Raw genomic sequence first — 23,329 nt, 5'->3', positions numbered from 1 at the left:
CCGGCTGGGCCAGGATCTCCCGATGACCTCGCAGCGCACCGCACTCGTCCTCGGCGGCGGGGGCATCACCGGCATCGCCTGGGAGACCGGGGTGGTGGCCGGGCTGGCCGACGCCGGGGTCGACCTGACCACCGCGGACCTGGTCGTCGGGACGTCGGCCGGGTCGGTCGTCGGCGCCCAGCTCACCACCGGGACACCCGTCGAGGACCTCTTCGCCGGGCAGCTGGAGCCGCCGTCGCAGGAGCGGGTGGCCCGGCTCGGCCGCCGGGTGCTGGCCCGCTATGCCCTGGCCATGCTGCGGTCGCGGCGCGACGACGCGGCCTTCCGCCGCCGGATCGGTGCCCTCGCCCGCGCGGCCGCCGACGCCGGGCTCACCCCCACCGAGGAGGAGCGCCGCGCCGCGATCGCCTCCCGGCTGCCGGTGACCGAGTGGCCCGACCGGCGGCTGATGGTCACCGCCGTGGACGCCGAGACCGGGGAGTTCGTCCCGTTCACCCGGACGTCGGGGGTGGAGCTGGTCGCCGCGGTGGGCGCCAGCTGCGCCGTCCCCGGGGTGTACCCGCCGGTGACCATCGACGGACGGCGGTACGTCGACGGCGGCATGCGCTCCGGCGCCAACGCCGACCTGGCCGGCGGCTACGACCGGGTCGTCGTCCTGGCCCCGCTGCCCCGCGGGATCGGGCCGATGACCAGCGTGGACGCCCAGGTCACCGGCATGGTCAGCCGCGTCGCCGTCGTCTCGCCGGACGACGCCGCGCGCAGCGCGATCGGGAAGAACGTGCTCGACCCGGCCGCCCGCGCCGCCGCCGCCCGGGCCGGGCGCCGGCAGGCCGCGGACGTCGCCGCCCGGGTCGCCGAGGTCTGGGCGGGCTGACCCGCGCCGCACCCGGGGTGGTTCAGCGCTGGTTGAGGTGCCGCAGCAGCGTCTCGCCGAAGTCGCGCATCGCCTCGACCTGCGCCGGACTGAGCTGGTCGAACAGGTGGGCCCGCACGCTCGCCACGTGCACCGGGGCGGCGGTCTCGAGGGCGGCGAAGCCGTCGTCGGTGAGGACGGCGAGCTGGCCGCGGCCGTCCTCGGGGCAGGTCTGCCGCTGGATCCAGCCGCGCTCCTCCAGCCGGGCGACCGCGTGCGACAGCCGGCTCCGGGAGGAGAGGCACTCGTCGGCGAGCTGGCTCATCCGCATGCGCCGCTCGGGAGCCTCGGACAGCTGGACCAGGATCTCGTAGTAGGTCATCGAGATCCCGGTCTCCCGGGTCAGCTCGCGATCGAGCTGCGCCTGCAGCAGTTGGCTGCTGTACATCCACGCCCGCCAGGCGGTCTGCTCTGCCGCGTCGAGCCAGGGGGTGGCCGTGTCGGGGGTCGGGTCGGCCGGCGAGGCGCTCGACGACACGTGCGTGGTCATGTCGTCACAGTACTAGCGGAATAATCAAGTCCTCAACTACGCTCACCCAGGCAGACAGTCAAACGCTCAATCACTTGGAGGGTCACATGACCAGCGCCACCATCCAGATCCCCGGTTACGTCGTCGGCACGTGGGACATCGACGCCAGCCACTCGACCGTCGGCTTCTCCGTCCGGCACATGATGGTCAGCAAGGTCCGCGGCTACTTCCGCGAGTTCTCCGGCGAGATCGTCACCGCCGCGAACCCGGCCGAGTCGGCCGTCAACGCCACGATCGACATGGACTCGATCGACACCCGCCAGGAGCAGCGCGACGCCCACATCAAGTCCGCGGACTTCTTCGACGTCGGCAACCACACCGTCATGACCTTCCGGTCCACCGGCGTGCGCAACCACGGTGAGGACTGGGTCGTCGAGGGCGACCTCACCATCAAGGGCATCACCAAGCCGGTCACCCTGGCCCTCGAGCTCAACGGCTTCGGCCCCGACGCCTACGGCGGCACGCGCGCCGGGTTCAGCGGCCGGACCGAGATCTCCCGCAAGGAGTTCGGCGTCGACATCGACATGCCGATGGACGGCGGCGGTGTCGTGGTCAGCGACAAGGTGGGCATCGAGCTCGAGATCGAGGCCGTGCTCCGCACCGCCTGAGCACCATCTCCGGCGCGGCACCCCTGCTGCCGAGCGCCGCGACGAGCTGACGAGGGCCTCGGGTGACCACCACCCCGGGGCCCTCGTCGCGTCCGATCCGATCGGCCGTCGCCGGCCCGGCCGGGGCGAGGAGGAGACTGGTCGACATGTCGACTTCCACCCCGACCCGGGTCCAGGCCCGCTTCCCGTCCGCCGTCCCCGTCGCGGTCGGCCTCGCCGCCGGCTTCGCCATCGCGCAGGGGACCGGCATCCGGGCGCTGGGCGGGGCGGTCTTCGTCGCCGGTGGGCTGGCGGCCGGCCTGCTCTGGCGGCAGCGTCGCGGCCTGGCGGTGGCCGCCGCCCTGGGGGTGGGCTACGTGGCCGCGTTCGTGCTGACGCACGTGCTCGCGATCGGCGTCGGCTGGCCGGCCTGGGTGGCCGTCGGCAGCGTGACCGCGGTCGCCGCCGCGGTGTCCGCCTGGATCGCCGACCGGCCCGCGGTCACCGGCTGAGCCCTCCCCGCGGGCAGGGCATCCGGTTCTCCGGAATGCCAGACCGATCACAGCCGCCCGGTCGACGGGCTCGGGTCACTTACCATGGGAAGGTCGTCGGTCCGGCGGCCGTTACACCTGTGTCCAGCGCCGCCGCGCTGACCCCCTAGTGACTCCCTGAGGTGCCTCTCCGCATGCCCACCCGCAACGACCTGCGCAACGTGGCGATCATCGCCCACGTCGACCACGGCAAGACGACCCTGGTCGACGCTCTGCTCCGTCAGTCCGGAGCACTGCACCGGGCGAAGGGGGAGGGCACCGACAACGACTCGACGCAGGACCGGGTCATGGACTCCATGGACCTCGAGCGCGAGCGCGGGATCACCATCCTCGCCAAGAACACCGCGATCCGGCTGGCCGACGCCGACGGCAACCCCGTCGTCGTCAACATCGTCGACACCCCGGGCCACGCCGACTTCGGCGGCGAGGTCGAGCGGGCGCTGTCCATGGTCGACGGCGTCGTGCTGCTCGTCGACGCCTCCGAGGGCCCGCTGCCGCAGACCCGCTTCGTGCTGCGCAAGGCGCTCGCGAAGGGGATGCCGGTCATCCTGGTGGTGAACAAGACCGACCGGCAGGACGCCCGCATCGCCGAGGTCGTCGACGAGTCCTACGAGCTCTTCCTCGAACTCCTCGAGGACGCCGGCATGGACGCCGATGTGCTCGAGTTCCCGATCGTCTACAGCAGTGGCCGCACCGGCCGCGCCTCGCTGATCCGGCCGGCCGACGGCGAGATGCCGGACAGCCCGGACCTCGGCCCGCTCGTGCAGACCCTGCTGGACACCATCCCGGCGCCGGTCTACGACGCCGAGGAGCCGCTGCGCGCCCAGGTCACCAACCTCGACGCCTCGCCCTACCTCGGCCGGCTCGCCCTGCTGCGCATCTACTCCGGTGAGATGAAGAACGGCCAGCAGGTCGCCTGGTGCAAGGCCGACGGCACGATTCAGCGGGTCAAGATCACCGAGCTACTGGTCACCGAGGGGCTGGACCGCACGTCGGCCGCCAGCGCCGGCCCCGGCGACCTGATCGCCATCGCCGGCATCCCGGACATCGGCATCGGCGACACCCTGGCCGACCCGAACGACCCGCGCCCGCTGCCGGCGATCACCGTCGACGAGCCGTCGATCTCGATCACCATCGGGATCAACACCAGCCCGCTGTCGGGCAGGTCGGGCAAGAAGGTCACCGCTCGGCTGATCAAGAACCGGCTCGACCAGGAGCTGATCGGCAACGTGTCGGTGCGGATGCTGCCCACCGAGCGTCCCGACACCTGGGAGATGCAGGGCCGCGGCGAGCTGGCGCTGGCCATCCTCGTCGAGCAGCTCCGCCGGGAGGACTTCGAGCTCACCGTCGGCCGCCCCACCGTGGTCACCAAGGAGATCGACGGCAAGCTGCACGAGCCGGTCGAGCGGGTCACCATCGACACCCCGGGCGAGTACGTCGGCACGCTGACCCAGGCGCTGGCCGTGCGGCGCGGGCGGCTGGAGAACCTGGTGCACCACGACACCGGCTGGGCGCGGATGGAGTACATCGTCCCCTCGCGCGGGCTCATCGGTTTCCGCACCGAGTTCCTCACCGAGACCCGGGGCACCGGCGTGCTGAACCACAACCTCGAGGGCTACGAGCCCTGGCTGGGCGACATGCGGGCCCGTCCGACCGGCTCGCTGGTCGCCGACCGCACCGGTGTGGCGACGACCTACTCGATGTTCTCGCTGCAGGAGCGCGGCCAGATGATGGTCTCCCCGGGCACCGAGGTCTACGAGGGCATGCTGGTCGGTGAGAACTCGCGTCCGGACGACATGGACGTGAACATCACCAAGGAGAAGAAGCTCACCAACATGCGCAAGTCCACCTCCGAGGAGCTGGAGCGGCTCATCCCGCCGCGGCTGCTCAACCTGGAGCAGGCGCTGGAGTTCTGCGCCGAGGACGAGTGCGTCGAGGTGACGCCTGCGACGGTCCGCGTCCGCAAGGTCGTGCTCGACCAGACCGAGCGCGGCAAGTCCAAGAACCGGAAGCCCAAGCCGGCCTGACGAAGGACCCCGCTGCCCCCCACCGCTCGCACGCTCGCGGCGGGACCTGCAGCGGGGCCTGACCGCTGCCCCCCACCGCTCGCACGCTCGCGGCGGGACCCTGCAGCGGGGCCTGACCGCTGCCCCCCACCGCTCGCACGCTCGCGGCGGGACCCTGCAGCGGGGCCTGACCACGACGCCCCCGTTCCCTGCTGGGAACGGGGGCGTCGTCGTCGGCAGGTGGTGCTGGGGCGGCAGGGGCCGGGAAGGCAACTGTTGTCGGCGCGTCACGCTGCGTACAGACCTGCCGTGTGGCGCCGACACGTCCGGCGGTGCTCCCGGTACCGCCCCGGGGTGTGGTGGCCGCCGTCGTAACTTCCGCACTGGAGGGGTGGCGGCGGCGAGCCGCACGCCCCGGGGGGAACAGGACGAGAGGCGGTCGGCACCCATGACCAGCGGGCGATCAGCAGGGTTCCGGAACGGCATCGACGTGCGGGTGCGGTTGCGCCGCGACGGGACGACGGCGGAGGCGGCGTTCGACGGGGCCTGGTGGCCGCGCAGCCGCGACCTCGCCGTCGAGCTGCCGGAGCTGATCGCCGCCCTCGACCTCCTGGACGTGCGGGTCGAGCGGTTCACCCACCCGCTGCAGCCGTGGGAGACGGTGCCGGCGCGCAAGGTCGCCGTCAACGGCCGCGTGGTCCGGACCGGGGCCTTCGGCACCATGCACCCGCAGCTCGTCTCGCTCACCGCCGAGGGGGGCCGGCGGATCGACCTGCTGGTGGTGCCGCCGGAGGCCGACGCCCTCACCGGTGTTCGGGCGCTGCGGATGAGCGGTCAGCGGGACGAGCGCAGCACGCCCCAGTACGTCCTGGCCGCCGCCGGCTCCCGCCCCGTGCCCGAGGTCGCCCAGCTGGCCGGTCGCCGGGCCGTCTGACCCTCTCCTTCGGTCAGTCGCGCGGATCCTGCGGGCGGCCGGCGCGGACGGTGTCGGCCTCCTCGGCGAGCAGGGCCACCTCGTTGCCCGGGGCGTGCTCCTGGGCCTCGGCCGCCAGGGCGTCCGCCGACTCCTGGGCGCGGTCCTTGCGGTACTCGCGGAAAGAGTGCACGACCGCGGCGACCCAGACGCCGGCGAGCACCACGTAGGCGGCGTAGCTGACCGGGTCGCTCGCGTCGATCCAGTCGCTGCGCAGCAGGGTGCGGGTGTTGGTCAGGATGATCGCCCCGCCGACCAGCGAGCCCAGCATCCGCGGCGGGACGTGCCGCACCAGCCAGGCCGCGAGCGGAGCGGCGATCATGCCGCCCACCAGCAGCCCGGCGACCCACATGAAGTCGATGCCCTGCGAGCCCAGGGCCATCAGGAAGCCCAGGCTGGCGGCCAGCGCGACGAGGAACTCCGCGGTGTCGATCGAGCCGATCACCTTGCGCGGCTCCATCCGGCCGCTGGCCAGGATCGCCGGCGTGCCCACCGGCCCCCAGCCGCCGCCGCCGGTGGCGTCGACGAAGCCGGCGACCAGACCGAGCGGGCCCAGGAAGCGCTTGCGCATCGGCTTGCCGAGGTTGCGGCGGTCGACCCCGCGCAGGGTGAACCGGACGAGCAGGTAGATGCCCAGCGACAGCAGGATCAGCGACATGACCGGGGCGGCGACCGCGGTGGAGAGGTTCGACAGCACCGTCGCCCCGGCGAAGGCGCCGAGGGCACCGGGAAGACCGATCTTGGCGACGACCTTCCAGTCGACGTTGCCGAACTTCCAGTGCGCGGCGCCGGAGATCAGCGTGGTGCCGATCTCGGCGAGGTGGATCGAGGCCGAGGCGGTGGCCGGGTTGGTACCCAGGGCCAGCAGCAGGGTGGTCGAGGTGACCCCGTAGGCCATGCCCAGGCTGCCGTCGACCAGTTGGGCACCCAGACCGACGAGGGCGAGCAGGACGAGCGTCTTCACGGGGGAGTGCTCCGGGTCTTCGAGGGCGTGCGCGCTCGGACGGCGCGGTGCACGCAGTGCTGACGGGGAAGGCGCCGCGAGGCGCGGGGGTCAGCGACCCGGACAGCGGGCGGTGCAGACGCGGAGCAGATCGATGTGCAGGCGGCTCACGAGGAGCTCGCCGGGCATCGCCGTCGTCCGCATGGGGCTATGTCTACCATGTTGGTGAACTTGGGCGCAGGGGCCCCGCGTCAGCTGCGACGGTGCAGGACGTCCTGGCGGATGGTGAGCCACGCCACCGCCGCACCCGCCCCCATGAGGGCCGCGCAGGCCGCCATCGCCGTCGGGTAGCCGGCGCCGAAGATCGCCGGCCGGGCGTAGTCGTCGCCGGCCAGCCCGACGGCCACCGGCAGGGCGGCGACGGCCAGCAGCTGGGCCGCGCGGGCCACGGCGTTGTTGACCCCGCTCGCCACGCCGGCGAGCGCGTCGGGGGCGGCGCTGAGCACGGTCGCGGTCAACGGGGCCACCACCGCCGACATCCCCAGGCCCAGCAGCAGCGATCCGGGCGCGACGTCGGCCCAGTAGGAGCTGCCCGCGTGGACCCGGCTGAGCAGCAGCATCCCGCTGGCAGCGACCAGCGGCCCGGCGGTCATCGGCAGGCGCGGGCCGATCCGCTGGGCGAGCGCACCGAACCGGGCCGACAGCAGCACCAGGGCCAGGGTCGAGGGCAGCATCGCGGCGCCGGCCGCCGTGGCGTCGTAGCCGAGCACCGTCTGCAGCTGCAGCACCAGGAAGAACGAGGAGCCCCCCAGGGCCGCGTACACGGCCAGCGTGCTCAGGTTGGCGCCGGTGAACTGGCGGTCGGCGAACACCGACAGCGGAAGCATCGGATGCCGAGCCTGCCGCTCCCGGACGACGAAGGCCGCCCCGGCCAGCGCCGCCACCGCCGTGGCCACCACGACCGGAGCCGCGCTCGGGGCGCCCCCGGCTGCGATCAGCGCGTAGGTCAGGCCGGCCAGCGCCAGCGCGCCGAGCACCGCCCCGGTGACGTCGAAGCGGCCGGAGGCAGCGGGGTCCCGGCTCTCCGGCACGTGCCGGGCGGCCAGCAGGGCGAGGACGGCGAGGGGCGCGTTGACCCCGAAGACCCAGCGCCAGCCGACCGTGTCGACCAGCAGACCGCCGACCGTGGGGCCGAGCAGGCCGGCGATCCCACCGAACGCCGACCACAGCCCGATGGCCCGCGGCCGGTCGGCGGCGCGGAACGAGGACTGGATGATCGCCAGGCTCCCCGGAGTGAGCAGCGCCCCGCCGACGCCCTGCAGGACCCGGGCGGCCACCAGCTGGCCGGTGCTCTGGGAGAGGCCGCACAGCAGCGAGGCGACGGCGAACCAGGCGACGCCGACGACGAACACCCGCCGGCGTCCGTACCGGTCACCCAGTGCGCCGCCCAGCAGGACGAGCGCGGCCAGCGTCAGCGTGTAGCCGGTGATGCTCCACTGCAGCCCGGCCAGCGAGGCGTCGAGGTCCGCGCCGATGGCCGGCAGGGCCACGGTGACCGCGGTGGCGTCGAGCAGCGCCATCGCCGAGGCCAGCACGGTGGCCAGCAGCACCCAGCGGGCCGGTGCCGACCCCAGCGTCACCGGCTCGGGCGCCGCCCGAGCCGGCATCGCCGTCAGCCGACGATGAAGTCGGTGACGATGAAGGCCAGGGCCGCGACGGCGGCCGCAGCGGGCAGGGTGACCACCCAGGCGACGACGATGTTGCCGGCCACGCCCCACCGGACGGCCGACAGCCGCCGGGTCGAGCCGACGCCCATGATCGAGGTGGTGGTGATGTGCGTGGTGGACACCGGCACCGCGAACACGGTCGCGGTGGTGACCATGACCCCCGACGCCACGGTCTGGGCGGCGAAACCGCCGGCGGGGGTCAGCTGGATGATCCGCCGTCCCATCGTGCGGATGATCCGGAAGCCGCCGGCGTAGGTGCCCGCACTAATCGCCAGGGCCGCGGCCAGGATCACCCACAGCGGGACCTCGAAGGTGTCGATCTCCCCGGCGGTGTACAGGGCCAGGGTGATGATCCCCATCGTCTTCTGCGCGTCCTGCATGCCGTGCCCCAGCGCCATCGTGGCCGAGCTGACGATCTGCGCGTACCGGAAGCCGCGGTTGGCCTTGTGCGCGTTGGCCCGCCGGAAGGACCACAGCAGCGCCAGCATGAACAGGTAGCCCAGGCCGAAGCCGACCAGCGGCGACACGATCATCGGGATGATGACCTTGTCCAGGATGCCCATCCACTTCACCGAGTGGGCGGCTGCCAGCGCCGCCCCGATCAGGCCACCGATCAGTGCGTGCGACGAGGACGAGGGCAGCCCGTAGTACCAGGTGATCAGGTTCCAGGTGATGGCGCCGACGAGCGCGGCGAAGACGATCTCCAGACCGTTCCCACCCTCGGGTGGGTCGATGATCCCCTCGCCGACGGTCTTGGCCACCGCCGTGGAGAGCAGGGCGCCGATCAGGTTCATCACCGCGGCCAGGGCCAGTGCGACCCGCGGCGTCAGCGCCTTGGTGGAGACGGCGACGGCGATCGAGTTCGCCGCGTCGTGGAAGCCATTGGTGTAGTCGAAGATCAGCGCGACGACGACGATGACGACCAGTGCCAGGAATGCCCCGTCCATGTCGGGGTCAGGACTCCTTGACGGCGATGGTCTCGACGACGTTGGCCACGTGCTCGAACGCGTCGGCGGCCTCCTCGAGCTGGTCGGCCACCTCCTTGAGCTTGAGGATCTCCAGCGCGTCGAACTCCCCGGAGTACAGCCGCGACAGCAGCCGGCGGTAGAGCTTGTCCGCCTCGTTCTCCAGCCTGTTGACCTCGATCCAGTAGTCGGAGAGGTCCTTCATCGAGCGCAGCCGCGGCATCGCCTCCGCGGTGACCTGGGCGCAGCGCTGCAGCAGCGCCACCTGCTGGCCCATCTCCACCGGGAGGGTGCCCAGCTTGGTGAGCACGACCAGGTCGGCGGCGGCCTCCATGCAGTCCATGACGTCGTCGAGGTCGCTGGCCAGGTTGTAGATGTCCTCCCGGTCGAACGGCGTGACGAAGCTGGAGTTCACCTGCCGGAAGATCGCATGGGTGGCCTGGTCGCCGGTGTGCTCGAGGTCGCGCAGCCGTCGGCCCAGCTCCTCCCGGCGGGCGTGCTGGTGCACGAAGTCGCTGAGGACGTCGGTCGCCGTCACGAGGTTCTCTGCCGAGACGGCGAACATGCCGTAGAAGCTCGAGTCCTTGGGCGTGATCCTGAATCGCACGCTCTGCTCCGGATGGGGGAGGACGGTGGGAGGTGGCCCCGCCGAACGGCGAGGTGACCGTCGGGGAGCATAGGTCCCCGGGCGGCCACCTGCCGCCCACCGGGTGTCCACACGACACCCCATCGGGAGGTCACCCACGTCCGGGAACCATCCGGCGCGCCGCGGCGACTACTCCTGCGTGCACTCCCGCAGCTGGTCGGCGCGTCCGTGAGGAGGCTGCTGCCCGCCCTCGTCCTGCTCGTCGCCGTGCTCGGCGCAGCGCTGGTGCTCGACGTGCTGACCGCGCGGCCGGCCCTGGCGCACGCCACGGTCGTCGCCACCACCCCCGCGGACGGCGCCCGGCTGGACACCGCGCCGACCGAGGTGGTCGTCGAGTTCAGCGAGGGGGTCTCGCTGGGCGCCGGCTACGCCCGCGTCCTCGGTCCCGACGGGCAGCGGGTGGACACCGGCACCCCGACGGTGCAGGACGGCGTCCTGACCCTGGGCCTGCGCAACGACCTGCCCGATGCCGGCTACGTGGTCACCTACCGGGTGGTCTCCGCCGACTCCCACCCGATCACCGGGGCGTGGTCCTTCGTCGTCGGGGACGGCGCGCTGCCCGCCGCGTCGGTCGCCGACGCGGGCGCGTCGGCGAGCCCGGCGGTGGCCGCCGCCCTGCCGGCCGCCCGCTGGCTCGGGTACCTGGGCCTGGCGCTGGGCCTGGGCGTGCCGGTGATCCTGGCCACCTGCTGGCCGCTTGGCTGGGCCGTGCCGCTGCTGCGCCGCCTCGCCGTCGCCGGGCTCGGTGCGATCGCGGCCGGGGCGCTGCTCAGTCTGGTGCTGCAGGGCCCCTACACGGCCGGTGCCGGGATCGGGTCGGTGGCCGATCCGCAGCTGCTGTCGGCCACCGCCGGTTCGGCCTTCGGGGTCACCGTGCTGGTGCGGGCGCTGCTCGCGCTGGGCCTGGCGGCGGTGCTGCTCCCGGGCTGGCGGCGCGGCCGGTCCCCGGGCGCGGGGCTGCTCGCCGCCGCCGCCGTCCTCGGGCTCGGGCTGGTGGTGAGCACGGCCGCGGTCGGGCACCCGGTCGCCGGGTCGCTGCCCGGGCTCGCGGTGGCCGTCACCGCCGTGCACGTCGCCGCGATGGCCTGCTGGCTGGGTGGGCTGGCCGCGCTGGCCGTCGGGGCGCTGCTGCCCGGTATCCCGGCCGGCGAACTGCGCCCCGTGCTGCTGCGCTGGTCCCCGCTGGCCGCGGGCCTGGTCACCGCGCTGGTGCTCAGCGGGGTGCTGCAGTCGGTCCGCGAGGTCGGCTCGCCGTCCGCGCTGGTCAGCACCACCTACGGCTGGCTGCTGCTGGCGAAGGTGGGGGTGGTGCTCGTCGTCCTCGCCGTCGCCGCGGTCAGCCGTGACTGGGTGCAGCAGCGGCTCGGCGGAGGGCCGCGCCGGCCGCCGTCCGGACGGCGGGTGGTCGTGCAGGCCTTCGCCGCGTCCGCCGGCCCGTCGGGCGACCCCGTCGCCGGGTCCGGAGCGGCCGGCCCGGGGCCGGTCGCGGTGCGGACGCTCCGCCGGTCGGTGCTCCTGGAGGTGGCCGGCGCGCTGGTCGTGCTGGGCCTGTCCGCCGTGCTGGTGGGCACCCCACCCGCGCGGGCGTCCGTGGCCGCACCGGTGGAGGCCACGCTGCCGCTGCAGGTGGCCGGCGGTGCCGACGCGGGCGGCGACGTCCAGGTGTCGCTGGCCCCGGCCAGCCCCGGCCCCACCACGCTGCACGTCTACCTCTACGACGACGCCGGGCAGCTCACCCAGCCGCGCGAGGTGCGCGTGACGCTGACCGAGCGCCAGCAGGAGATCGGCCCGCTGGAGGTCGACCTGGCCGCCGCCGGCCCGGGTCACTACGTCGGCGACGGCGTCACGCTGCCCACCGCCGGCAGCTGGACGCTGACCGTCAGCGTCCGGCTCGACGAGTTCACCGCAGCCACGGCCAGCACCGTCTTCGCGGTCCGCTGAGCCTTCCCCCCGAGCCCCACCCGAACAGGAGAACCGTGTCCCCGCACCTGCCCTGGCCGTCCCGCCGGCGAGGCCGCCGCATCCGCACCGCCGTCGTCCTGGCGCTCACCGCCGGCCTGGTCGCCCTCTCCGGAGGCGTCGCCGCCGCGCACGTGACCGTCTCCTCCGCCGACGCGGCACCGGGCGGCTACGGCAAGATCACCTTCCGGGTGCCCAACGAGAGCGACGCGGCCAGCACCGTGGCGCTGCGCATCCAGGTGCCCACCGACACCCCGCTGACCTCGCTGCGGGCGCAGCCGGTGCCGGGGTGGACGGTGAGCCGCACCGACGTCCAGCTCGACCCGCCGGTCGAGGTCGGCGACGAGCTGGTCACCGAGGCGGTGTCGGTGGTGGAGTACCGGGCCGAGCCGGGCGGCGGCATCGCACCGGGGCAGTTCCAGGAGTTCGCGCTGTCCGGTGGGCCGTTCCCCGAGACCGAGTCGCTCACCTTCAACGCCGTCCAGGTCTACAGCGACGGCTCGGAGTCGGCCTGGATCGAGCCCACGGTGGAGGGCCAGCCGGCACCGCAGCGCCCGGCGCCCGTGCTGTCGCTCACCGGCCCGGGCGGCGCGACCACCGACGCGCACGGCGGAACTGCCGGCGACGACCCGGCCGGTACGGCGACGGCGGCCGGCGGGGAGGACGGCGGGAACGGCACGGCGGTGGCCGCGCTGGTCGTCGCGGTCCTCGGGCTGATCGCGGGGCTCGCCGGTCTCGGCCTCGGCCTGTCCGCCCGCCGACGTACCGTGTCCGAGTGAGCTCTGCCAACCGCGTACCTGGCCGGTCGACCCGAGGACGCCGCGGGCTGACCGCGTTGGCCGTCGCCGCCGGGCTGCTGCTGACCGCGTGCGGCGGCGACGGCGAGGCCGAGGGGCACGACCACCACGGCGGCGTCGAGGCGCCGGCGACCGTGGAGGAGAACGCCAGCCCCTATGAGGGCCTGCACCTCGAGGACCCGTACCAGAAGCCGGCGTTCACCCTCACCGACACGACGGGGGCGCCGTACGACTTCGCCGCCCGCACCGCCGACGGGCCGACGCTGCTGTTCTTCGGGTTCACCAACTGCCCGGACGTCTGCCCGACCACGATGGCCGACGTGGCGCTGGCGCTGCGGAGCGTCGACCCGGCGGTCGCCGAGCGGACGACGCTGGTCTTCGTGACCACCGACCCGGCCCGGGACACCCCGGAGGTGCTGGGGGAGTACCTCGGACTCTTCTCGGCCGACCTGCCCACGCCTTTCGTCGGGCTCACCGGCGACCAGGAGCAGATCGAGCAGGCGCAGCTGGCCGCCGGGGTGCCGCTGGCCCAGGACGACGGGCAGGTGCACTCGGCGCTGATGCTGCTGTACGGCACCGACGGCGAGGCCGACGTGGCGTTCGACGCGGAGAACACCGTCCGCGACATCGCTGCCGACCTGGCCGTCGTCGCGGCGGAGTGAGTCGCGGGGTGGGTCGCCGCGGGATGGGACGCGGAGCCCGCCGGGACGTGGCCGTGCAGGCGCGCCGGCTGCTGGTGGTCCTGCTGGGGGTGCTGGCCACCCTGGCGGTCGCCGGCCCGGCGGCGGCGCACGTGGGCGGCGGGCAGGCCGGCGGCGACTTCGACGGCCGGGTCCGGTCGGTCACCCCCGAGCTCGCCGGTGTCGCGGTGCGGGTGCTGCAGTTCGGCGACGAGCTCGAGGTGGTCAACGAGACCACCACCGAGCTGGCGGTGCCCGGGTACTCCGGTGAGCCCTACCTGCGGATCGGCCCGGACGGCGTCTGGCGCAACACCCGCAGCCCGGCCACCTACCTGAACCTCGACCGTTACGCCTCGAACGGTCTGCCCTCCACGGCCGCCGTCGAGGCGGAGCCGGAGTGGCAGCAGGTCTCCACCGAACCGCGGTACCTGTGGCACGACCACCGCACGCACTGGATGACCCAGGGCGCGCTGCCGCCGGTGGTCGCCGCCGACCCCGCCAGCCCCCACACGGTCATCGAGTGGACCGTGCCGATGAGCTACGGCGGGACGCCGGTCGTCGTCGCCGGTGAGCTGACCTGGAGCCCGCCCCCGCCGGGTTGGCTGGTCTGGCCGGTGTACCTGCTGCTGCTCGCCGCGACCGCCGCGGCCGGCTGGCTGGCCCGCACCCCGGGCCCGCTCGCCGGCGCGCTGGGGCTCGGCGCGGCCGCATCGCTCTGGCACGCGGTGTCCACGCCGGAGCCACCGGTCACCGTCTCCTCGTACGGGGGCGCCGTGCTGAGCGCGCTGCTGCCGGCGTTGCTGCTGCTGCTGGTCGTGGCGGTCGGCGTGCGCTCGGCCCGGCGCGGGCGCGGTGGGCTGACCGGGCTGATGGCGCTGATCGCCGGATGGCTGATGCTCGTGCAGGGCCTGCCGGACGTCGACGTCCTGTGGTCGGCGAACGTGCTGGCCACCGGGCCGCAGCTGCTTGCCCGGGTCGCCGTGGCCGTGCTCCTGGCCGGTGGCCTGGGGCTGATCGTGGGGGGAGCCGGCGCGCTGCGGCGCTTCCGGGATCCGCGGCCGGCCCCGCCCGCGCCGTCGTCCCCGGCGCCCGAGCCCGTCCGCGGCTGAGCCGCGAACCGGCCCCTCGGTCGGGGGTGGCGCCACCGTGTGTGACCGAGGAATCACAAGCGTGTCATTCAAAACACGCCGTACGGGGGGTCACAGAGCGGTCACACCATGTTTGGGTGGGTGCAATCGACCGGGGCAGGGAAGCCCGGGTTCTCCCGAGGGGCAGGTCCATGGGCTCGAGGCACGCAGGGGCGACGCGCAGCACCAGGGCCGCCGTTCCTCCGGTGCCGCGACGGATCGCGCTCCGCGCCCACCCGGCCGCCCTGCTGGTCGCCCTGGTGGTCGGCGGGGTGTTCGCCGGCCTGGTCGGTGTCCAGGGTGTTCCGCTGGCGATGGCGGACGAGCCGGCGTCGGTCGCCGAGCTGATCGGCTCGGACGACGAGGCCGTCATCGCCCCCCAGCTCGCCCCGATGGCCGCGATCACCGTGGTGGAGGCCAAGGCCCGGCTGGCCGAGGTCGCCGCCACCCGCCAGGCCCGGGCCGAGCAGGCCGCCGCCGAGGAGGCCGCCGCGATCGCCGCGGCCGAGGCGGCGCGTCCCCGTGCGGCCAGTCCGGTCGAGGGCGCCCGGCTGACCTCCTGCTTCTGCCCGCGCTGGGGCACCATGCATTGGGGCATCGACCTGGCCGCCCCGATGATGACCGAGGAGTACGCGGCTGCCGACGGCGTGGTGCTGCGCGCCGGGTCGGCCAGCGGCTACGGCAACGTGGTCTACCTCCTGCACGACAACGGCGACGTCACCGTCTACGGCCACATGGAGAAGATCCTGGTCGATGCCGGTGACGTGGTGAGCGCCGGCGACACGATCGCACTGCTGGGCAGCCGCGGTCAGTCCACCGGCCCGCACCTGCACTTCGAGGTGTACAAGGGCGGCCTGGACGGCAAGCGCGTCGACCCGGTGGCGTGGCTCGCCGACCGCGGCGTGGACCTCTGACGGCCCCTCTGCAGGATCCCGCTGCGAGCCTGCGAGCGGTGGGGGGCAGAGGGGTCCTTCCTCAGGCGGTGCGTGCGGTCGCCGTCACCAGGGTGGGCAGCACGAGGCCGACGTGGAAGGGCAGCACCACGGCAGCGGTGATCAACCCCGGGCCGGGTGCGGGCAGGTCGGCGACGAGCCAGCCGACGACGGCGGCCAGCTCGGCGGTCAGCAGGCCGAACCCGATCCGGTAGGCGCGGGCGTAGGACTCGCCGCGTACCTGCCACTGCCGCTCGTCGAGGGCCTCGGCCGGCAGCTCCTCGATGCCCCGGGTGGCCGCCTTCAGCGCTCCGAGGCAGAACACGAACGCCAGGATGACGACCCCCAGCCCGATCAGGCCCGCCACCGGCGCCCGGTCCAGGAGGGCGAACAGGGCCGCCTCCGCGGCGAGCAGGGCGACGAGCGCCGCGGCCAGTGACCGGCGGGCGCGCAGCGTACGCAGGCTCTCGAACCGGGGGTCGTCGAGGCGGGCGGCGCGTCGTTCGGTGCGGGTGCTGCTGGTCATCGGATCTCCTGGGTGCCGTAGACCTGCTCGGACAGGGCGCGGAACGGGGTGAGGGAGAAGACCGCCTCCATCGGGAGGCCGAAGACGGCGGCCAGCCGGAGGGCGAGGGTGGCGCTGGGGCTGTACTCGCCGCGCTCGAGGTAGCCGATCGTCTGGTAATGCACGCCGACCGCGTCGGCGAGCTCCTGACGTGACATCCGGCGCTCGGTTCGCAGCAGTGCGAGCCTGTTGTAGAGCTCCGCTTCGTCGGAGCGTTTGCGCGGCGGCATGTAGTATTTTTACTACAGGGCGACGAAGATACGCAAGCATGGTGGGATCGCCCGGTGAGCCGGAGCAGCGAGGACTCGAACCGGCGGATGCTGCGCGCCCGCGATGTCATGGATCGCGACTACGCCCAGCCGCTCGACGTCCCGACCCTCGCCCGGGTGGCGCACGTGTCGGAGGCGCACTTCATCCGCACCTTCCGCGACACCTTCGGCGAGACGCCGCACCGCTACCTGCAGCGACGCCGGGTGGAGCGGGCGATGTGGCTGCTGCGCAGCACCGACCGGAGCGTGACCGACGTCTGCATGGCGGTGGGCTTCTCCAGTCTCGGCACCTTCAGCCGGGTGTTCGCCGATATCGTCGGGGAGCCGCCGAGCGTCTACCGCCGGCGGGGGCCGCTGGCGCCGGTGCCCAGCTGCTTCGGGATGCGGTGGTTGCGTCCCGGCTCGAACAGCGCAGTTACGGAGAAGCCCGGGCCGGCGCCGGGCCCCTAGCGTCGCGGGCATGTTGAACTCGATCACCATCTCCCAGCTCTACGTGCTCGACCAGGACCAGGCGCTGGACTTCTACGTCGGCAAGCTCGGCTTCGAGGTGCAGACCGACATGATGTTCGGGCCGATGCGCTTCCTCACCGTGGTGCTGCCCAGCGATCCGGCCCGCGCCGTCCTGCTCGAGAGGCCGGCGCCGCCCTCGGTGAGCGACGAGATCGCCGGCCAGGTGCGGGACCTGGTCACCAAGGGTGCCGCCGGCGGCCACCTCTTCTTCAGCACCGACGACGCGTACAAGACCCACGCCGCGCTCAAGGACAAGGGCGTGGACCTGCCGGAGGAGCCGATCGTGCAGCCCTACGGCATCGACTTCGGCTTCCGCGACCCGTTCGGCAACCACGTGCGGGTCGCCCAACTGACGCCGACGCCCCCGAGCTGAGCCCGGTCACCCGGCCCGCCCGCTGCGCCGTCAGCGGGCCGGGCGGAGCTCCGGGAGCACGGGGCCGCCGGCGGTGGTGAGAAGCGCAGGGGCCGGTGCCGGACGGCGACGCGCGGAAGGGAGGCCCCCGCAGCGGTCGCCGTCCGGCCATGTATCGTTCTGCACGGCCCGGACACACCAGACCGGGTCGGCAAGGGGCTGTGGCGCAGCTGGTAGCGCACCACACTGGCAGTGTGGGGGTCAGGGGTTCGAGTCCCCTCAGCTCCACCCCGATGACCAGGCCGTTCCCCTTCCGGGGAGCGGCCTGAGTCGTCTCTGGTTGCAGTTGTGGTTGCAGTTTGCCCACCCTTACCTGGCAGCAGCAGGGCGCTCATCCGGTCGGCGGCCTCTCTGGCGAGGGCCGGCATCACGTGGCTGTAGATGTCCATCGTGGTGCGCATCTGGCTGTGGCCGAGCAGCTCCATGACCACCCGCGGGTGCACGCTCTCGCTGAGCAGCAGGGTGGCGGCGGTGTGCCGGCCGTCGTGCAGCCGGACGTGCCGGACGCCGGCTTTCTGCAGCAGCCGGGTCCAGTCGTCGTGGTCGGTCTTCTTGTCGATCGGCCGGCCGTTGGGCTGCGCGAAGACCAGGTCCTCGTCGTGCCACTCGGAGCCGGCCAGGATCCGCTCGCCGAGCTGGGCGGCCTTGTGCTCCCTGAGTGCATCGAGCAGAGGCAGCGGCAGCGCCAACGTGCGCTGGCTGCGGCGGGTCTTGGGCTCCTCGTAGACCAGCCCGCCGCCGCGGACCCGGTGGATGCTGCGCCGCACGGTGAGGGTGCCGGCCAGCGGGTCGATGTCCTTCCACTGCAGCGCAAGCGCCTCGGACTGGCGCAGGCCGAGGGCTAGCGCGACGGTCCAGCGGGCTGAGTTGCGGACCGTCGTGGCGGCTCCCAGGACGGCGCGGGCCTCGCCGAGGTCGAGGGCGGTGGCGATGTCGCTCTGTTTCTGGGCGGGCGGATCGACCAGGCCGGCCACGTTGCGGGGGACGTGCCCGCGCTGGACGGCGACGGTGAGGGCCCGGGACAGGATGCGGTGATGGCGCAGCGCGGTGGCGGGGGAGTAGCCGGCGTCGAGGAGCGCGGTGTAGAGCTGGTCGAGGTGCTCGGGGCGCAGCCGGTCGAGGCGGTGCCGGCCGATGCCAGGGATCAGGTGCTTGCGGACGGCGGATTCGTAGCTCTCCAGCGTCCGCTGGCGCACCCGGCGGGGCGCGATGGTGGTCAGCCAGTGCTCGAGCCACTCGGCGACGGTGGGAGTAGACGTCTCTGTGATCATCCCGGAGTCGCGCCTGCGCTCGAGCTCGCGGACCTTCGTGACCACCACGCCCCGGCTCTTGCTGCTGACGTGCCGGCGGTCGAGCTTGCCGGCGAGCGTGAACCCGACGGAGACGTAGCCGTGCCAGCGCCCGTCGGCGCCCTTGTAGATCGTCGACTCGCCGTTCGACGCCCGTCCCGCCATCCGCTACCCCTCGCCGCTGCTTCGAGGGCTCAGTTTCGCCGAGCACTCGGGTGATGGGCAGACGCGCTGTGGATTCATGTGGCGTCCGGCGAAGGCTGTGGACGGGACGGAGAAGCCTCTAGCTGGCGGACGTAGCGGTCCAGCTCTGCCTGAGAGATCCGGCAGCTGCGGCCGATGTGTACGGGACGCAGCGCCCCGCTCTTCATGAGCGCGTACACCGTCGTGCGGCCGATGCGGAGGACCTCCGCCGCCTCCCCCGGCGTGAGGAGGAGCCAATCGGCGGCCATGGCGTCTCGAAACGGCTGCAGACCATCCATGTCGACCTCTCCCGAATCAGTCGCGCGTTGATGCGAACGCTGCCGTTCGACGGTGGGGGAGGGGCCTGCCGAACATCTCCAGTCCCTTGCCAGCCGACGGAGAGGTCGTCACCGGAACCCCTGGACACGCGAGCGACGGGCGCCTGCCGCCAACTAGAGACGTCCTGGAGCCTCAGGTTCAGCACACGTCGAGGGCGCCGGTGAGGCGGGCGCGTCTCCGGTAGACCTCCAGTACCGGCTGGAGTGCCCGGGCCAGGGGGGCAGGTAGCGGTGGTAGACGCGCCCGTCGTTCAGCTGGTTGGCGCGTGGGGACTAGAAGTCGGGGCTGTTGTATGACAGTATGACAGAAACGTCACACACAGCTACGGAAGGATGCGCCATGGCAGTTCTGAACATCCGAGTCGACGACCGGGTTCGCGACCAGCTGAAGGAGCTGGCAGACGGCCATGGCGTCACCACCAGCGAGTACGTCCGCGATTTGCTGATGGAGGCACTCGTACCCGTCTTCGAGCGCGAGGTGAAGCATGGCGAGGAGCCACCGGCCGAGAGCATGCGGATCGTCGACCGACAGGTGCTCTCCCTGCTGCACCGGATCCTGGGTCGAGTGCTGCCGGAGGACGCCAACGACGTCGACGGCGACCTGGAGTACCAGTTGATGCGGGCGAAGATCCTTGAGGAGGGCTACACGGGCGAGTACTGGTACGAGACCGCCGGCTTCAGGACGGAGCTCTCGAAGCGCGACTGCAGCCGCGTGTCGGACATCCTGCAGATGTACCGCATCCTCACGTACAGCATCAGCGACCTCGAGAAGGAGGGGGCGCCCGTCCCCCAGGAGCTAGCCCACCAGCTCGCGTTCCGGGGCTTCGACCACAACGACGCGCTCGAGGGGCACATGGCGAGCTACGTCGAGTTCCTCATGCGCGGTGGCGAGCGCTGGACGGAGCTGCAGCCCCAACTCGAGCGAAACGACAGCGGGAACTCGCACATGCCCATGCTCGACACCTACCTGCGGATGCTCTCGGAGTTCCGCCGCATCATGGACAGTCGCAAGCGGGGAGTCCGCCGCCTCGCCTACCTCCTGTCGCTCGAGGAGCTGGAGCGGATCGCGGACGCGGGCGTCCACCCCTCCCACCGAACCCCGAAGAGCTGACCGACAGGAGGGGTGCCTGGGACCAGGAGGCCTCAGCCGGCTCTGCGGCTCAGTCGCTCGCTGCCGCCTCCGCTCCGAACGCCACGGCGTCGTCTTGCATGGCCTTCAGAACCTCGAAGTTGCGCAGCACGATGTCGGGGTCGTAGGTGTGGGTCATCTGCAGCCGGGACATCCGCTCGAGCACCTCCTCGTCGGTCAGGTGATCCAGCCAGGCCGAGATCTGCTCGACGTTCGGGGAGCCGTCCATCTGACGGAGCATGTCGACCATGTCGATGCGGACCGCTGCCGCGCCCAAGCGCTGCTTGTGTCGGTCGGCGGCGGGCGTGGTCGAGCCCGCTGAGATCGCGCGGCGCTCGTCACCGTGCCCCACAGCGATGTCGTAGCGCGTCGGCAGCTCGGGCCTGGGCGGCTCGGTGCCAGTGACGAGGCGCGGCACCGCCTGGGTCCGGACCCAGTGGGAGATTTCCTCCAACTCCTGCATCAGCACCGGCCACCGGTTCGTCTCGGGCCGGTTGATGCCGATCGTCGGGAAGAGCGCGACCGGCACCCGAGTGCCGAACGGAGTCTCGGCGATGACGTCCCCCACCCGCAGCGGCACCTCCGGGCGAGCCGGAAGGCTGCGGACCGAGCGAGGCATCTGGTCCTCCTTGTACATGGCGGCGATACGGACCGCCGTGACCGCCGGAGTCCGGTGCTTCGCGTGGTTCGTGTGGAGCACGAGGCGGGCCAGCGGGTGGTTCTCGGCGTCCTTCCGGTTGAACGGCTGCAGCCCCTCGATCCGCTTCACCAGCTCGGTGCCGGGAAGCAGCGAGGCAGGGCCGTTCTTCACGCGACCCTTCGCCCAGGACTCGAAGTCCTCGGTCTTGCGGGACGCCGGGATTTCGACCAGGCGCGCGGCCTTCTCGTCCAGCGCCCCGTCGCGGAACTCGACCTCGGCGAACAGCGCGTGCTCGAGCGCGGCTCGGAGCGCGACCAGCGCATCGGCGACGAGCAACGGGACCTTCCGCGGTATCGGGACCACGTGTGTCACGACGGTGCGCGTGTTGGGGAAGGCGGGCTGCTCCTCGAGCTCGAAGGTTCCATCGGGCCGCGTCTGGTAGGCGAAGAGCACGTCGGCGACCTGGCCGATCAGCTCATCCGCATGTGACAGGGTCCCGGCCACACCGAGCTGGTGATCGGGCAGCCAGTGGTGCACCGAGTCCTCCACGACGGGATCCTAGGCGGCGTGCGCATGTGGCGGCGAGGTCGCCGGAGAACCCTCACGGTGGCCGGCTGACCTTGTCGGACTGATCCGTTCGCTACTGCCAGGCGCGCTGGTAACCGGCACCGCGTCCGACGACCGAAATGCAAGACGTGTGTGGCACTTGATCTTGGACCTTCTTCAGTGCTCGACGGCCGCGACGAAGCCCGGGTGTAGGGGGCCGGGCCATACAGCTGATAGCCGTTGACCTCGTCCCTGCGGGAACGTCCTGATGACGCCATCGCGGTGGACGGGAGGTTGCTGCAGGAGGCGCTGCCGGCGTCGACCTTGGTGGTCGCGATCGGTCGGGGAACGTCAGCAACAGGGTCTGGTTGAGCACCGGCGAGGCCGGTGAGGTGGTGCCGCCGTTGTCGTTGCGGTGCTGCGCCCAGGTCTGGAGCAGCTTGTTTGCGGCAGCACCTCGGCTTCGTCAACCTCCCGTATCGCTCGAACGCCGCATGCAGTCGCACAGGGCCGGTCGCAGATAGCTGCCGCGTTGGAACCCGCCGAGCGCGTCTGCAGGCCCTCTGATCGAGGGACGCGCGTGACAGCTGTGCTCGGTTGCGAATCGCACCGGCGTGGCCGGGTCACTCGTCGACGATCAGGTTCCGCATCCCGGGCTAGCGTCGCCATACCAAGTCACCGCCCACCGGGATGGGCCGCTCAGCATGGGACGGGAATCATGTACGGGACGGCGAAGACACGACCGCGCTACCGAGCCGGCAGGGCGCTGGCCATCGCCGCCCTGCTAATGGCCACGGGCTGCGGAGGCACGGACGAGCCCGAGGTCGACCCCTTCCACTTCGGCGAGATGACCTTCATCGGCACCGTCACCAGCCACGACCCGTACAACCCGAACCAGCTCGAGGTCGACAGCGCCGACGTCAAGCTGAACCTGATCGGGCCCGTCGACGGCGGATGCTTCAACGCTGAGCAGTCGCTGCGCGAGCAGGCGATGGCGGCCAAGGAGTCCATGCTCCCCGTCGGAACCCGCGTGCTCGTGGCCATGGCCGACGACAGCGGCGACTGGGCGTTCGTGCATCTGCTTCCGGCAGGCTCGGACACTCCTGAGCCGCCCGCGCCCGCGGCGTCGGTGAACGAGCAGCTGGTCGCCGGCGGCTTCTGGGAGCCGGACGGGTTCGAGCTCGACGACGACGACAGCGAACCCGCCACCACGACGTTCGCGATCCGCTACGCAGACGTGCTCTCCCCCGTGCAGGTGCAGTACGCGCCCCTCATCGTCGCCGCCGGCAACGCCACGAAGGCCGCGCGCACCACCGGCTACGGCACCTGCCTGGCCGAGTTCGAGCAGGCCGAGGCAGAGCGTCTCGTTCGGGAGGAGGAGTCCAGACGGGAGTTCGAGGAGTGGAATCGGCGCTACCGGAACAGCGGCGGTGGTGGTGGTGGTGGGTACTGCCGCGACGGCGACGGGGACGGCATCTGCTACGAGGACTGACGGGCGTCGCCGCCCGCGGCTAGCCCCCAGGCCATCCCGCGGCAGCCGTCCTGCCGGTGTTCGCCCTCGTGGCGCATCCAGATGATGACGTCGAGGACCCGCAACGGGGACACCGCCTCGGGCACCCCGGCGGCGTCCCGCTGCCAGGCCAACAGGTCGGGAAGCGCGCCGTCCCGCGCCGCGAACAGGGGCTGCAGCCAGCTCCACAACCCCGGCGGGCACCCGAACGCGCAGCTGACCACGCCGTCGTAGACCGCGATCAGCTGGGGCCGTTTCCGGGCGAGCAGCTTGTTCACGATGACCCACCCCATCCCCTTCGGCTTCCGCAACAGCTGCCAGGCCAGATCGGCGGGGGAGCCGTCCGACAGGAGGGCAGCGGCCGCCGCGTCGCGGATGCTCACGTCGGTCGGGATGCGCATGAGGTGTGTGGCACATGATCTTGGTCGATCGCCAGTAGCGCCCAGGAGCAGGACGGCCCGGGGAAGGGGCACGAGGATCGACGCCAAGGCCCTGGTCGAGCGACTCCGGGCGGTGCTGCGCGGGGCCGAGCGGTGACGGAGGGCGAATCGTCAGGTGGCTGCCGCCAGTGACGGCCTGGCAGTGGCGGTACGAGGTTCGAGT

At 72.5% G+C, this 23,329-nt stretch carries 24 protein-coding genes, 1 tRNA gene and 1 pseudogene; 15 read left to right on the top strand and 11 right to left on the bottom strand.

The features are described 5' to 3' along the window. The first annotated feature begins 22 nt into the window (after positions 1 to 22). A complete protein-coding gene (locus tag ACYVG5_RS06525) occupies positions 23 to 874 on the top strand; it encodes a patatin-like phospholipase family protein (protein ID WP_222045990.1) in 852 nt (283 codons plus the stop codon). A gap of 22 nt (positions 875 to 896) precedes the next feature. On the opposite strand, the gene ACYVG5_RS06520 is transcribed toward ACYVG5_RS06525, so the two are convergent. Next, positions 897 to 1,403 carry a MarR family winged helix-turn-helix transcriptional regulator gene (locus ACYVG5_RS06520; RefSeq protein WP_246629637.1) on the bottom strand — a complete coding sequence of 169 codons (507 nt, stop codon included), beginning with the start codon at positions 1,401 to 1,403 and terminating at the stop codon, positions 897 to 899. Positions 1,404 to 1,489: 86 nt separating this feature from the next. Here ACYVG5_RS06520 and ACYVG5_RS06515 point away from each other — a divergent pair, with 86 nt between their 5' ends. From ACYVG5_RS06515 to ACYVG5_RS06500, 4 genes are all read left to right on the top strand, one after another. Further along, positions 1,490 to 2,050, top strand: coding sequence for a YceI family protein (locus ACYVG5_RS06515; protein ID WP_222045988.1), 561 nt, complete (start codon positions 1,490 to 1,492; stop codon positions 2,048 to 2,050). 146 nt (positions 2,051 to 2,196) lie between these two features. Beyond that, positions 2,197 to 2,541, top strand: a complete 345-nt coding sequence (locus ACYVG5_RS06510) for a hypothetical protein (RefSeq protein WP_222046315.1) — start codon at positions 2,197 to 2,199, stop codon at positions 2,539 to 2,541. A gap of 173 nt (positions 2,542 to 2,714) precedes the next feature. Continuing rightward, positions 2,715 to 4,607, top strand: a complete 1,893-nt coding sequence (gene typA / locus ACYVG5_RS06505; protein WP_222045986.1) for a translational GTPase TypA — start codon at positions 2,715 to 2,717, stop codon at positions 4,605 to 4,607. A gap of 427 nt (positions 4,608 to 5,034) precedes the next feature. Further along, positions 5,035 to 5,520: a DUF5994 family protein gene (locus ACYVG5_RS06500; protein WP_222045984.1), complete on the top strand. Its 486-nt coding sequence runs from the start codon at positions 5,035 to 5,037 to the stop codon at positions 5,518 to 5,520. Between the two features lie 13 nt (positions 5,521 to 5,533). Here ACYVG5_RS06500 and ACYVG5_RS06495 read toward each other — a convergent pair whose 3' ends face one another. From ACYVG5_RS06495 to ACYVG5_RS06480, 4 genes are all read right to left on the bottom strand, one after another. Continuing rightward, on the bottom strand, positions 5,534 to 6,523 hold the full coding sequence (locus ACYVG5_RS06495; protein WP_222045982.1) for a sulfite exporter TauE/SafE family protein: 990 nt from the start codon (positions 6,521 to 6,523) through the stop codon (positions 5,534 to 5,536). A 230-nt stretch (positions 6,524 to 6,753) separates the two neighbouring features. Next, positions 6,754 to 8,169: an MFS transporter gene (locus ACYVG5_RS06490; RefSeq protein ID WP_222045980.1), complete on the bottom strand. Its 1,416-nt coding sequence runs from the start codon at positions 8,167 to 8,169 to the stop codon at positions 6,754 to 6,756. Between the two features lie 5 nt (positions 8,170 to 8,174). Then, positions 8,175 to 9,176 (bottom strand): inorganic phosphate transporter, encoded by a 1,002-nt coding sequence (locus ACYVG5_RS06485; RefSeq protein WP_222045978.1) that lies wholly within the window; start codon positions 9,174 to 9,176, stop codon positions 8,175 to 8,177. Positions 9,177 to 9,183: 7 nt separating this feature from the next. Continuing rightward, on the bottom strand, positions 9,184 to 9,801 hold the full coding sequence (locus tag ACYVG5_RS06480; RefSeq protein ID WP_222045976.1) for a DUF47 domain-containing protein: 618 nt from the start codon (positions 9,799 to 9,801) through the stop codon (positions 9,184 to 9,186). A 207-nt stretch (positions 9,802 to 10,008) separates the two neighbouring features. On the opposite strand from ACYVG5_RS06480, the gene ACYVG5_RS06475 reads away from it, so the two are divergent. From ACYVG5_RS06475 to ACYVG5_RS06455, 5 genes are all read left to right on the top strand, one after another. After that, complete coding sequence (locus ACYVG5_RS06475) at positions 10,009 to 11,781, top strand: copper resistance CopC/CopD family protein (RefSeq protein WP_460683040.1); 1,773 nt, start codon at positions 10,009 to 10,011, stop codon at positions 11,779 to 11,781. A gap of 35 nt (positions 11,782 to 11,816) precedes the next feature. After that, a complete protein-coding gene (locus ACYVG5_RS06470; protein WP_460683039.1) occupies positions 11,817 to 12,578 on the top strand; it encodes a YcnI family copper-binding membrane protein in 762 nt (253 codons plus the stop codon). Then, positions 12,575 to 13,258 carry an SCO family protein gene (locus ACYVG5_RS06465; RefSeq protein ID WP_460683038.1) on the top strand — a complete coding sequence of 228 codons (684 nt, stop codon included), beginning with the start codon at positions 12,575 to 12,577 and terminating at the stop codon, positions 13,256 to 13,258. Before ACYVG5_RS06470 ends, ACYVG5_RS06465 begins: the two co-directional genes overlap by 4 nt. Positions 13,259 to 13,305: 47 nt before the next feature. After that, positions 13,306 to 14,385 carry a hypothetical protein gene (locus ACYVG5_RS06460; RefSeq protein WP_460683037.1) on the top strand — a complete coding sequence of 360 codons (1,080 nt, stop codon included), beginning with the start codon at positions 13,306 to 13,308 and terminating at the stop codon, positions 14,383 to 14,385. Positions 14,386 to 14,609: 224 nt separating this feature from the next. Continuing rightward, positions 14,610 to 15,317: a M23 family metallopeptidase gene (locus ACYVG5_RS06455; RefSeq protein WP_460683036.1), complete on the top strand. Its 708-nt coding sequence runs from the start codon at positions 14,610 to 14,612 to the stop codon at positions 15,315 to 15,317. A gap of 61 nt (positions 15,318 to 15,378) precedes the next feature. On the opposite strand, the gene ACYVG5_RS06450 is transcribed toward ACYVG5_RS06455, so the two are convergent. Both ACYVG5_RS06450 and ACYVG5_RS06445 read right to left on the bottom strand, forming a co-directional pair. Continuing rightward, positions 15,379 to 15,861: a hypothetical protein gene (locus ACYVG5_RS06450; protein ID WP_222045970.1), complete on the bottom strand. Its 483-nt coding sequence runs from the start codon at positions 15,859 to 15,861 to the stop codon at positions 15,379 to 15,381. Continuing rightward, the gene (locus ACYVG5_RS06445; protein WP_222045968.1) at positions 15,858 to 16,130 is read right to left on the bottom strand and encodes a helix-turn-helix transcriptional regulator; all 273 of its coding nucleotides are present in this window, start codon (positions 16,128 to 16,130) and stop codon (positions 15,858 to 15,860) included. The genes ACYVG5_RS06450 and ACYVG5_RS06445 overlap by 4 nt, the downstream gene beginning before the upstream one ends. 54 nt (positions 16,131 to 16,184) lie before the next feature. On the opposite strand from ACYVG5_RS06445, the gene ACYVG5_RS06440 reads away from it, so the two are divergent. The 3 genes from ACYVG5_RS06440 to ACYVG5_RS06430 all read left to right on the top strand — a co-directional run bounded on the left by ACYVG5_RS06440 (position 16,185) and on the right by ACYVG5_RS06430 (position 17,319). Then, positions 16,185 to 16,619 (top strand): helix-turn-helix domain-containing protein, encoded by a 435-nt coding sequence (locus ACYVG5_RS06440; protein WP_222045966.1) that lies wholly within the window; start codon positions 16,185 to 16,187, stop codon positions 16,617 to 16,619. A gap of 10 nt (positions 16,620 to 16,629) precedes the next feature. Next, a complete protein-coding gene (locus ACYVG5_RS06435; protein ID WP_222045964.1) occupies positions 16,630 to 17,052 on the top strand; it encodes a VOC family protein in 423 nt (140 codons plus the stop codon). A 194-nt stretch (positions 17,053 to 17,246) separates the two neighbouring features. Beyond that, positions 17,247 to 17,319: transfer RNA gene (locus tag ACYVG5_RS06430), tRNA-Ala, on the top strand. A 200-nt stretch (positions 17,320 to 17,519) separates the two neighbouring features. Here ACYVG5_RS06430 and ACYVG5_RS06425 read toward each other — a convergent pair. Both ACYVG5_RS06425 and ACYVG5_RS06420 read right to left on the bottom strand, forming a co-directional pair. Further along, positions 17,520 to 18,362: pseudogene (locus ACYVG5_RS06425) on the bottom strand (site-specific integrase); the annotation flags it as partial. 257 nt (positions 18,363 to 18,619) lie between these two features. Continuing rightward, positions 18,620 to 18,832, bottom strand: a complete 213-nt coding sequence (locus ACYVG5_RS06420) for a helix-turn-helix domain-containing protein (RefSeq protein WP_460683055.1) — start codon at positions 18,830 to 18,832, stop codon at positions 18,620 to 18,622. A 409-nt stretch (positions 18,833 to 19,241) separates the two neighbouring features. Between ACYVG5_RS06420 and ACYVG5_RS06415 the strand changes: the two genes are divergently transcribed. Further along, a complete protein-coding gene (locus tag ACYVG5_RS06415) occupies positions 19,242 to 20,012 on the top strand; it encodes a YfbU family protein (protein ID WP_222045958.1) in 771 nt (256 codons plus the stop codon). Between the two features lie 49 nt (positions 20,013 to 20,061). Here the strand turns inward: ACYVG5_RS06415 and ACYVG5_RS06410 are convergent, their stop codons facing one another. After that, positions 20,062 to 21,219, bottom strand: a complete 1,158-nt coding sequence (locus tag ACYVG5_RS06410; RefSeq protein WP_222045956.1) for a hypothetical protein — start codon at positions 21,217 to 21,219, stop codon at positions 20,062 to 20,064. Between the two features lie 715 nt (positions 21,220 to 21,934). Between ACYVG5_RS06410 and ACYVG5_RS06405 the strand changes: the two genes are divergently transcribed. Then, on the top strand, positions 21,935 to 22,708 hold the full coding sequence (locus ACYVG5_RS06405; RefSeq protein ID WP_222045954.1) for a hypothetical protein: 774 nt from the start codon (positions 21,935 to 21,937) through the stop codon (positions 22,706 to 22,708). On the opposite strand, the gene ACYVG5_RS06400 is transcribed toward ACYVG5_RS06405, so the two are convergent. Beyond that, positions 22,696 to 23,199, bottom strand: a complete 504-nt coding sequence (locus ACYVG5_RS06400) for a DUF6308 family protein (protein WP_222045952.1) — start codon at positions 23,197 to 23,199, stop codon at positions 22,696 to 22,698. The genes ACYVG5_RS06405 and ACYVG5_RS06400 overlap by 13 nt on opposite strands. Positions 23,200 to 23,329: the final 130 nt, after the last annotated feature.

Source organism: Modestobacter lapidis (assembly GCF_054780755.1).
Note: the sequence above shows the minus strand (reverse complement) of the source record. Positions and strands in the feature narration are given on the sequence as shown.